The sequence below is a fragment of the Limnobacter sp. genome, assembly GCF_036846585.1.
Classification (GTDB): Bacteria; Pseudomonadota; Gammaproteobacteria; order Burkholderiales; family Burkholderiaceae_B; genus Limnobacter.
On the sequence record NZ_DAIUBR010000056.1, the window covers coordinates 1 to 9,056 of the forward strand.

The following is a 9,056-nucleotide window of genomic DNA, read 5'->3' on the forward strand; positions in this document are numbered from 1 at the left end:
GTCTGGACCAATGCGTACTTGACTGAAACTCAATCTGGTTTGTTGTGGGCAAGGCTGAAAAAACCGCACAAACCCTTTTCTGCTCAGCGACATAACATCATTTGGGTTATGTAAGGAACTCGACCGTTGGTTAACTTTAATCGAGTCAGAAATTGCCGACTGCGGCGGCAATGGCTCCACCCTGAATTCAACACCATAAATTCTGAAAGCTTCTGCCCGATCGGTGGGTAAAGTGACTACCCAGTTGCCGGTTTTGATCGCCATTGCAGTACAGCTGGAATCGACAAGGTATTGGATTTGACCGCGCCAGCTTTGCTTTTTAATCACAAATTGAGATGGGAACGGATCTTCCGTATTCGCGGTTGCTGTAACTTGTACGCACGGGGATTCGAGATCACCCTTCAGTTGTATTTTCTGGTGAAATACACCAACAGATGAGGTTATGGATATACCGCGACGAGAAGTTGCCATTTCCAACACACGCGGCACTTCATGGGTTGGCAGTTTTCCGTTCGACCTCAGAAGCCTGGATTCAATGGCCTTCGATCCAATGCAACGCGAATGAAATACCAAATCACCCGATGATCGGACAATCATATCGAAATGACCGAGTTGCTTGCCATCAGGGCAAGGCTGTTCAAACTGCGCCCGGGATTCTTTCGACATCACCTGGATTTCCCCAGAGTTGCCTGCCCATGAAGGGAAAGAACACCAGTAGAAACATGCGACCGCAAACCAACGGAGTTTGATCATGCCAACCATCGAAAAAGGAAAAGTAGATGCGTGTCAGTGTATGTAAATAACTGGCTCAATAGGTTCATTATTTCCATCTAAGAAAAATGACCTTGGCTTCTGCTTTTTTTACAATGGCCTGGAAATTCAATATTATGCAGACGCCCGTTTCAACCGGTCGTTGACCGCTTCCCATTCTGTAGTTTCTTCGGGTTTTTCAAATAACACCTGCTTGCAAGCCAATTCGTCGGCCTGCCGCAAAGTGGCGTACAGTGCCTTGGCTACGTCAGTTGGGTTGTTGTTCAGCGCTTCAACCAAAACATCGGCATGTTGTTCGCGCAGCGCATCTGCCTGCGCCAGAAATGCATCGGCCCAGCCCACACACAAGGTTTTGTGTTGAATGGGCAATGCGGCCAATTCGCTGGCTTGCAATACCCGCACCTTCGCATCCGGGCTGTAGTGCTTTTCCAGTGCGCCGGAAACACGGGGATTGGCGTTGGGGGTTTTCGACACCTCGCCATGGGTTTTTACAGGCACACCCAACACGGCTTCAATTTGCGCAGCCGTAATGGCACCAGGCCGAAGCACTGCGGGTTGGTCGTTGAGCAGTGACACAATGGTGGATTCAATGCCCACTTCGGGCACATCACCATCAAGAATGAACGGAATTCGATCACCCAGCTCAGCCAGCACATGGCTTGCGCGGGTGGGGCTTACCTTGCCAAACCGGTTGGCCGAAGGGGCAGCCACCGGCACACCGGTTGCTTTCAGCAGCGCAATGGCCACGGGGTGCGATGGGCAGCGAATACCCACGGAATTCTGCCCGCCAGTGACTTCAAGCGGCATGCGTTCGCCCTTGGGCACCACCAGGGTAAGCGGGCCGGGCCAAAAGGCATCCACCAGCTTTTGCATGGCGGGTGTTACTTCTGCAACCCAGCCTTGAAGATTCGCACCGGGGGCCACATGGGCAATCAGTGGGTGTTCCGATGGTCGCCCCTTGGCTTTGAATATGCCTTCAATGGCACCCAGCTGCGTAACAGCCGCACCCAGGCCAAACACGGTTTCTGTTGGAAAAGCCACCAAGTGACCTTGTTGCAAGGCCAGCGCGCAACGTTGAATGTGGGCATCACTGGCTGTCAGCAATTCCGCATGCACATGCTGCGGGCTTGAATCAGTCGTCGTCATCGCCAATGCCCAGCAGGTCACGCACTTCTTGGGCAACAGCAAGGGCACGGTCCAGTGTTTCAGCAATCACAGTGATGTGGCCCATTTTACGGCCCACCCTGGCTTGTTCTTTGCCATACAAATGCAGCTTCACTTCCGGTATGGCCAGCACTTTTTCCCAGGCGGGTTCACGTTCGCTGCCGTCGGCACCGTACCAAAGGTCGCCCAGCAAATTCACCATGACTGCCGGGCTGTGCTGGCGGGTGTCGCCCAAGGGCAAACCTGCCAGTACACGGGCCTGTTGTTCAAATTGGCAGGTTACACAGGCGTCAATGGAGTAATGGCCGCTGTTGTGGGGGCGCGGCGCAATTTCATTGACCACCAGGCCCATTTCATCGACCACAAAAAATTCTACACATAACACACCGATGTAATCGAGTGCACCAGCGATGGCAATCGCATTGGCGCGGGCTTGTGCCGCCATGGCGTCGTCAATCCGGGCGGGAACAATCGTGGTGGCCAGAATGCCCTTGCGGTGGTGGTTTTCCGCCACGGGGAAGGTGGCACATTCACCTTTGTGATCGCGCGCAACAATCACCGACATTTCTTTTTGCAATGCAAGGCGTTTTTCAAGCACGCATTCCACTTCGTTCAGTTCAGCAAAGGCTTTCCGCACGTCTTCCAGCGTTTTCACGCGAACCTGACCTTTGCCATCGTAGCCAAGGCGTGCGGTTTTCAAAATTCCGGGCAACAAATCAACCAGTGCGTCTGTGATGTCAGCCTTGCTGCGAATGGCCGCATGCGGTGCAACGGGCACGCCACAACCACTGATGTACGCTTTTTCTTCAATTCGATTTTGCGCCACACCCACGGAAAAAGCGGAGGGGCTGACCGGAATGCTTTTGGACAGGGTATCGAGCGCCAAAGCAGGCACATTCTCAAATTCAGTGGTAACACCCACGCAACGCTGGGCCAGCTTGGCCAGGCCTTGGTCGTCCAGGTAATCAGCCAACACCTGGTCGTCAGCCACAGACCCGGCCGGGCCATTGGCCACGGGGTCAAGCACCAGCACGCGGTACCCCATGCTTTGCGCAGCCATGCAGAACATGCGGCCCAATTGGCCACCGCCCAACAGGCCAAGCCATTGGCCAGGTTTGGCTGCTTTGAATTCGATCTTGCTCATGTGTGTGGTTTAAATAATCAACGCAATGGGGGCAGTTCCATTTCGCGTGCCACATTGGACTGGCTGACGCGGAATTCCTGCAATTTGTGATTCAGTTCAGTGTCGGTCAAGGCCAAAATAGCCACCGCACCCAAGGCCGCGTTGGCCGCACCCGCCTCGCCGATTGCGAAGGTATGCACCGGAATGCCCTTGGGCATTTGAACGATGGACAACAGGGAGTCTTCACCCCTCAAATACTTGGATGGCACGGGCACCCCCATCACGGGCACAATGGTTTTTGCGGCCAGCATGCCGGGCAGATGGGCAGCACCACCCGCGCCCGCAATGATCACCTGAATGCCACGCGTACTAGCTGTTTCGGCGTAGGCAAACATTTCATCGGGCATGCGGTGGGCAGAAACCACGCGTGCTTCATAATCCACGCCAAAGTCGCGCAGCACCTGCACGGCGTTTTTCATCACTTCCCAGTCGGAAGACGAACCCATGACCACGCCCACTTTGGGATGGTCAGACGTGTGCAGGTGTGGTGTGCTTTCAATCATTTGCTTATCCAATCCAAAGGCGGCCAGTCAGAATTTCATAGGCTTGACGGTATTTGGCCGCTGTTTTTTCAATGATCTCTAGTGGAAGTGTAGGCGCAGGCGCTTTTTTGTTCCAGCCCGGTACGCTTTCCAGATAATCACGAACAAACTGTTTGTCGTACGATGGTGGGGAAATGCCCACCTGGTATTGGTCTGCAGGCCAAAAGCGCGACGAATCGGCGGTCAGCACTTCGTCCATCAGGGTCAGGGTGCCGTTTTCATCCAGGCCGAACTCAAACTTGGTGTCAGCAATAATAATGCCTTGGCGCGCAGCGTAATCGCTGGCCTTGGCGTAAAGGGCAATGGACACGTCGCGGATTTGATGGGCCAAATCAGCACCCACCACATCGCTCATGGTGGCGAAGTCGATGTTTTCATCGTGTTCGCCCATGGCTGCCTTGGTGGCTGGGGTAAAAATGGGTTCCTCAAGCTTCGCAGCCATTTGCATGCCGGAAGGCAGCTTGATGCCACACACAGCACCGGTGGCTTGATAGTCTTTCCAACCTGAACCAATCAGGTAACCGCGCACCACTGCCTCGATGGGCAGGGCTTTCAGCTTTTTGACCACCATGGCGCGGCCCTTGATTTGCGGCGCCTCGTCGGCAGACACCACTGTTTCCGGCGCAATACCGGTCAGGTGATTGGGCACCACATCGGCCAGAATGTCGAACCAGAACTGGGCCATCTGGGTCAGCACCATGCCTTTCTCGGGGATGGGTTGGTCCAGAATAACGTCGAAGGCGGACAAGCGGTCGCTGGCCACGATCAACATTTTGTCGTCACCGACTGAAAAATTTTCCCGAACTTTGCCACGGTGCAGCAGTGGCAGGGAAGTCAGCTTGGTTTCAAACACAGTACTCATTGAACAGGCCTCGCGGGATTCAGGCTTATAAAAATAAAACACGCGGGGCACGGCCCGCGTGAGCTTTTACCAGGGGTAAACAACAATTACTGCACGATCTGGGCCAATTCGCCTGTGGCGTATTTTTGTGCAATCTCGGTCAAGCCAATTGGCTTGATCTTCGCGCCCTGCCCTTCACAACCAAATTCGAGGTAGCGCTGCTTGCAGATCTGCTTGGCCGCTTCGCGTGCGGGCTTCAGCCATTCACGCGCATCAAATTTGTCGGGGTTTTCAAACAGGAACTTGCGCACCGCGCCTGTCATGGCCAGGCGAATGTCGGTGTCAATGTTGATTTTGCGCACGCCGTACTTAATCGCTTCCTGAATTTCTTCCACGGGCACGCCGTAGGTTTCTTTCATCTTGCCGCCGTACTGGTTGATGATGGCCAGCAAATCGGCCGGCACGGAGGAAGAACCGTGCATCACCAAATGTGTGTTCGGAATTCGGGCGTGAATTTCTTTCACGCGTGAAATGGCCAGAATGTCGCCCGTGGGCTTGCGGCTGAACTTGTAGGCACCGTGGCTGGTGCCGATGGCAATGGCCAAGGCGTCCAGCTGGGTTTCACGAACAAACACGGCGGCTTCTTCGGGGTCGGTCAGCATTTGGCTGTGGTCCAGTTTGACATCGGCACCCACACCGTCCTCTTCGCCCGCCTCTCCGGTTTCCAGGTTGCCCAGGCAGCCCAGTTCGCCTTCAACGGTTACGCCAACTTTGTGCGCCATTTCAACCACTTTGCGGGTCACTTGCAGGTTGTAGTCGAAAGATGCGGGGGTTTTGCCGTCTTCCATCAGTGAACCATCCATCATCACCGAGCCAAAACCAAGATCGATTGCGCCCAGGCACACCTTGGGGCTGCTGCCGTGGTCCTGGTGCATCACCAGCGGAATGTGGGGGTAGGCTTCAACGGCCGCCTGGATCAGGTGCTTGATGAAAGGCTCGCCTGCGTACTTGCGGGCACCGGCACTGGCTTGCAAAATGACGGGGGCACCCACTTCATCAGCGGCGGCCATCACAGCTTGAACCTGTTCCAGATTGTTCACGTTGAACGCAGGGATGCCATAGCCGTTTTCGGCAGCATGGTCCAGCAATTGGCGCATGGATACGAGTGGCATTTCAAATTCTCCGAAAAATAAAATTAACTGGTTGCTTAAATGAGCAAGCTAAGTGCGTAATTCAAGTGAGCGAGCCGATGTGTTCGCCCACACGCACAATTTTCATGGTGTTGGTGCCGCCAGACTTGCCAATCGGTTCACCAATTGTGATCACGATCAGGTCGCCCAGCTCGACCACCTTGGCATCCAGCAGGGCTTTCTCTGATTTGGCCAACAACAACTCCCTGTCTTCTGTTTCGTACTGCATCATCACGGTACGCACGTCGCGGTACATGGACAGGCGGCGACGGGTTTTCTCTTCGGGCGTTAACGCAAAAATGGGCACACCACTGTTCAAACGCGACATCCACAATGCAGTTGACCCGGACTGCGTAAGTGCTGCAATGGCCTTCACTTCCAGATGGTGGGCTGTGAACAGCGCGGCCATGGCGATGGACTGGTCCACACGCTTGAACTTGCGGTTCAGGAAATCGGCATCAAGACTGATGGTGGCCGATTTTTCCGCCTCAACGCACACACGGGCCATGGCCACAATGGTTTCTACCGGGAATTTGCCCGCAGCGGTTTCAGCGGACAGCATGACTGCATCGGTTCCATCCAGCACGGCATTCGCCACATCCGACACTTCTGCACGGGTGGGTACCGGGCTTTCAATCATGCTTTCCATCATCTGCGTGGCAGTGATGGTCAGTTTGTTGGCTTCGCGGGCAGCGCGGATCAAACGTTTCTGGGCAGCAGGCACTGCCGCGTCGCCAATTTCAACAGCCAGATCGCCACGCGCAACCATCAGGCCGTCGCAGGAGCGAATCAGGTCGTCCAGGTTTTCCAGCGCTTCACAACGCTCGATTTTGGCAATCATGAAAGCATGCCCGCCGGCTGCGCGGGTCAATTCGCGGGCCATGTACATGTCGGCACCGCTTTTCGGGAAGCTGACGGCAATGTAGTCGGCCTCGAAAGCCACTGCAGTGCGAATGTCTTCCATGTCTTTCGACGTCAGCGCGGGGGCGGACAAACCACCACCCAGCTTGTTGATGCCCTTGCGGTTTTTCAGCACGCCACCCACTTCAGTTTCGCAGTGAATTTGCGTGGGGGTTACCCTTTTGACCTTCAACACGATTTTGCCGTCGTCCAGCAACAGCGTATCTCCCGCTTTCACGTCATTGACCAGCTCGGGATAATCAAGCCCAACACGTTCGTCATCGCCAGAATCACATTTCGCTTCCAGCACAAATGGCTGACCGTTCACCAAGGTGGTTGAACCGTTGGCAAACACACCGATGCGGATTTTCGGACCTTGCAGGTCGGCCATCACCGCGATGTCGCGGCACAGTCGCGCTGCAATTTCACGCACGGTTTTCACGCGGTCAATGTGTTCTTGCGCCGTGCCGTGGGAAAAATTGACCCGCACCACATTCATACCTGCCGCAATCATTCTTTCCAAAACGGCAGGTTCGGTGGAAGCAGGCCCCAGAGTGGCCACAATTTTGGTTTGACGGGGTACGAATTCGTTGGGCAATGATTTGCTCATCAAGCGGCTCTCTGTTGAAGAATTTCCACTGCAGGCAGGGTTTTGCCTTCCAGAAATTCAAGGAATGCACCACCACCGGTGGAAATGTAACTGATCTGTTCACCAATGTTGTATTTGGAAATGGCAGCCAGGGTGTCGCCACCGCCGGCAATCGAGAAGGCCTTGGACCGGGCAATGGCCATGGCCAGGTGCTCGGTGCCCTTGCCAAACTGGTCGAATTCGAACACACCCACCGGGCCGTTCCACACAATGGTGCCTGCTTTGTCGAGAATGGCGGCCAGTTCTTCGGCGGTGTTCGGGCCGATGTCGAAAATCATGTCGTCAGCGGCCACATCAGCCACTTTCTTGGTGGTGGCGTAAGCCGTTGGAGAAAACTCCTTGCCCACCACCACATCGGTTGGAATGGGCACTGCTGCACCGCGCGCTTTCATGTTGTCGATAATTGTTTTGGCTTCGCCGACCAAATCATGTTCGGCCAGTGACTTGCCAATGGGCAAACCCAATGCAGCCATGAAGGTGTTGGCAATGCCGCCACCCACAATCAACTGGTCCACTTTGTTGGCCAGGCTATTCAGAATGGTCAGTTTGGTGGACACCTTGGAACCGGCCACGATGGCCACCATGGGGCGCTTGGGCGCAGAAAGCGCAGCACCCAGGGCGTCCAGTTCAGCTGCCAGCAAAGGGCCTGCGCAGGCCACTGGTGCAAACTGGGCGGCGCCGTGGGTGGTGGCTTCAGCCCGGTGGGCGGTGCCGAAGGCGTCATTCACATAAATGTCGCAAAGGCCTGCAATTTTCCGGGCCAGCTCGGGGTTGTTCTTTTTCTCACCTTTGTTGAAGCGGCAATTTTCCAGCAGCAACACTTCGCCTGCTTTTGCGTCCACACCTTCAACCCAGTCTTTCACCAGGCGCACGGGGCGGCCAAGCATTTCGCCCAAGCGGGCAGCCACGTGGGCAAGGCTCAACCTTTCGTCGTATTCGCCCTCAGTGGGGCGGCCAAAGTGGCTGGTCAGCATGAGGGCGGCGTTGTTGTTCAGGCAATATTCAATACCCGGAAGCGAGGCGCGAATGCGGGTGTCTTCCGTGATATTGCCATTTGCATCCACTGGCACGTTAAAATCGACGCGAATCAGCACGCGTTTTTCGGATACGTCTTGGTCAGTCAGTCGAAGGAAACGCAACATTGCTTTTCAACTCTCAAGGAAGGTTATTGGAAACAATCCGGAATTATAACGCCCCTAGCCAACTTTTCATCAGGGTTGCATCCTCCTTTGCGATTGGAATCATGGCAATTGCCGGGCAGTTCCTTGCGCCCGACTTTCCACAACAAGGGCTTGATTTAATTGACTCATTTTTCATTTACGCCTTGCTGGCACAATTCACACACCTTGGCATGGCACACCTTGGCTTGAACCTGGCGGGCCTGGCCTTGCTTTCTTGGGGCTTTTCAGGGCTGCGAAGCAATCGGGAATGGCTGTGGATCCAGGCGGGGTCGCTGGTGTGGGTGGCTTTTTATGTGGCTGCAATTGAGCCTTTGGACTGGTACTGCGGCTTAAGCGGTGCCCTGCACTTTCAGTTTGCGGCATGCCTGTTGCTGGCCCTTTTCCGAAGCCCCAACAACCTGCACAAAACCTGGCCCTTGTGGGTACTGGCTGCGGGCCTACTGCTAAAGCTGCTGCTGGAATGGAGTTCGGGCCACCACACCGATGCACTGGTGGGCGGCCCGATTGCTTATGAAGCCCACCGTGGCGGCGCCTTCGGTGGACTGCTCGCGGGAATCGTCATTCTTTTGAGGAGGCGCGGCCCAACGTCTTGAATGCCAACAACAAGACCATCAACCCGAACAAGCCCCCCAGTG

9 protein-coding genes are annotated in these 9,056 nt (G+C 55.1%); 1 reads left to right on the forward strand and 8 read right to left on the reverse strand.

The genetic code is table 11. The annotated features are described in order from the left end of the window. The 8 genes from V7028_RS15075 to V7028_RS15110 form a co-directional block, all read right to left on the reverse strand. Positions 1-753: hypothetical protein (locus V7028_RS15075; RefSeq protein ID WP_334120905.1), on the reverse strand; the 753-nt coding region annotated here is incomplete at its 3' end. Between the two features lie 132 nt (positions 754-885). After that, positions 886-1,917: an L-threonylcarbamoyladenylate synthase gene (locus V7028_RS15080; protein WP_334120906.1), complete on the reverse strand. Its 1,032-nt coding sequence runs from the start codon at positions 1,915-1,917 to the stop codon at positions 886-888. Next, a complete protein-coding gene (locus V7028_RS15085; RefSeq protein WP_334120907.1) occupies positions 1,904-3,079 on the reverse strand; it encodes a 5-(carboxyamino)imidazole ribonucleotide synthase in 1,176 nt (391 codons plus the stop codon). Before V7028_RS15085 ends, V7028_RS15080 begins: the two co-directional genes overlap by 14 nt. A 17-nt stretch (positions 3,080-3,096) precedes the next feature. Beyond that, a complete protein-coding gene (purE, locus tag V7028_RS15090) occupies positions 3,097-3,621 on the reverse strand; it encodes a 5-(carboxyamino)imidazole ribonucleotide mutase (RefSeq protein ID WP_334120908.1) in 525 nt (174 codons plus the stop codon). 4 nt (positions 3,622-3,625) lie between these two features. Then, positions 3,626-4,522: a phosphoribosylaminoimidazolesuccinocarboxamide synthase gene (locus tag V7028_RS15095; RefSeq protein WP_334120909.1), complete on the reverse strand. Its 897-nt coding sequence runs from the start codon at positions 4,520-4,522 to the stop codon at positions 3,626-3,628. Positions 4,523-4,608: 86 nt separating this feature from the next. Then, positions 4,609-5,673: a class II fructose-bisphosphate aldolase gene (gene fba, locus V7028_RS15100; RefSeq protein WP_334120910.1), complete on the reverse strand. Its 1,065-nt coding sequence runs from the start codon at positions 5,671-5,673 to the stop codon at positions 4,609-4,611. Positions 5,674-5,734: 61 nt separating this feature from the next. Next, positions 5,735-7,201 (reverse strand): pyruvate kinase, encoded by a 1,467-nt coding sequence (pyk, locus tag V7028_RS15105; protein WP_334120911.1) that lies wholly within the window; start codon positions 7,199-7,201, stop codon positions 5,735-5,737. Beyond that, positions 7,201-8,382 (reverse strand): phosphoglycerate kinase, encoded by a 1,182-nt coding sequence (locus tag V7028_RS15110; RefSeq protein WP_334120912.1) that lies wholly within the window; start codon positions 8,380-8,382, stop codon positions 7,201-7,203. Before V7028_RS15110 ends, pyk begins: the two co-directional genes overlap by 1 nt. 101 nt (positions 8,383-8,483) lie before the next feature. Between V7028_RS15110 and V7028_RS15115 the strand changes: the two genes are divergently transcribed. Then, a complete protein-coding gene (locus V7028_RS15115; protein ID WP_334120913.1) occupies positions 8,484-9,014 on the forward strand; it encodes a rhomboid family intramembrane serine protease in 531 nt (176 codons plus the stop codon). The last annotated feature ends 42 nt before the right edge of the window (positions 9,015-9,056 follow it).

Excerpts from the sequence above, each read along its gene's own strand:
- purE (WP_334120908.1), bottom strand. The coding sequence starts at position 3,621 with ATGATTGAAAGCACACCACACCTGCACACGTCTGACCATCCCAAAGTG.
- V7028_RS15080 (WP_334120906.1), bottom strand. The coding sequence starts at position 1,917 with ATGACGACGACTGATTCAAGCCCGCAGCATGTGCATGCGGAATTGCTG.
- pyk (WP_334120911.1), bottom strand. The coding sequence starts at position 7,201 with ATGAGCAAATCATTGCCCAACGAATTCGTACCCCGTCAAACCAAAATT.
- V7028_RS15110 (WP_334120912.1), bottom strand. The coding sequence starts at position 8,382 with ATGTTGCGTTTCCTTCGACTGACTGACCAAGACGTATCCGAAAAACGC.
- V7028_RS15095 (WP_334120909.1), bottom strand. The coding sequence starts at position 4,522 with ATGAGTACTGTGTTTGAAACCAAGCTGACTTCCCTGCCACTGCTGCAC.
- V7028_RS15115 (WP_334120913.1), top strand. The coding sequence starts at position 8,484 with ATGGCAATTGCCGGGCAGTTCCTTGCGCCCGACTTTCCACAACAAGGG.
- fba (WP_334120910.1), bottom strand. The coding sequence starts at position 5,673 with ATGCCACTCGTATCCATGCGCCAATTGCTGGACCATGCTGCCGAAAAC.
- V7028_RS15085 (WP_334120907.1), bottom strand. The coding sequence starts at position 3,079 with ATGAGCAAGATCGAATTCAAAGCAGCCAAACCTGGCCAATGGCTTGGC.